Source organism: Pedobacter sp. HMWF019 (assembly GCF_003061025.1).
Taxonomy (GTDB): Bacteria; Bacteroidota; Bacteroidia; order Sphingobacteriales; family Sphingobacteriaceae; genus Pedobacter.
In genome coordinates this window covers 1-671 of record NZ_QAIL01000570.1, presented here as the reverse complement: position 1 = coordinate 671, position 671 = coordinate 1, and the positions used below count along the sequence as shown (strand labels likewise).

Sequence of the window (671 nt, the reverse complement as noted above, 5' to 3'; positions counted from 1 at the left end):
TAGTAATCCTCTTCCTTACCGCCATAATCTTCATCTTCGTAGTTCTCGTTGTCTGAAAATTCATCTTCTTCCTCTTCTCCTGACTCTTCACTTTCTTCGCCGTGTTCTTTGGCATTGATACCGCTGCCGCCCATGGCTTCAATTTCATCTGTATCTTCAGGAACAAAGTCCATCTCATTCAGGAAATCGAATTCATCGGATACAGGATTACTGGATACCGCAACAGGACTTGAGCTGTTCTTGTCAATGATTTTAGGCGCCTCTCCTGTGCTTTTAAATAGAAAAGGATATTCGATAGAAGGGTCGGTTTCCAGAATGATTCTGATGAGCTCTACGTGAAAATCAAAAGGCCTGTCGAAATTATATGTATAATAAAATTTCTGATGTGGGTCTTCAATGAAATTGCTCAGTTTGGCTTTTTCCATTAAAGCAACACCTCTGTCTATCTTGCGTTGGTTAGGCAGATAGGCAATCTCGTCTCCTTTGATCCAGTTGTCTGCGCTTACATAAAATGAAGAAGATTTTTCAATAACATACCCCGTGGACTTATGAATGGCCCGGTGTAAGTCTTCAAATGTTTGCGTGGACTTAATGTCTATTTCTCTAACTACTTCGTCGAAATCTTCAAAACTTATTCTAAATCTATAAATTGCCATTTGAGCCCTTATTTC

At 39.6% G+C, this 671-nt stretch carries 1 protein-coding gene; it reads right to left on the bottom strand.

The features are described from left to right. A partial coding sequence (locus DBR11_RS27470) for a hypothetical protein (RefSeq protein ID WP_108555740.1) occupies positions 1-656 on the bottom strand: 656 nt, incomplete at its 3' end. Positions 657-671: the final 15 nt, after the last annotated feature.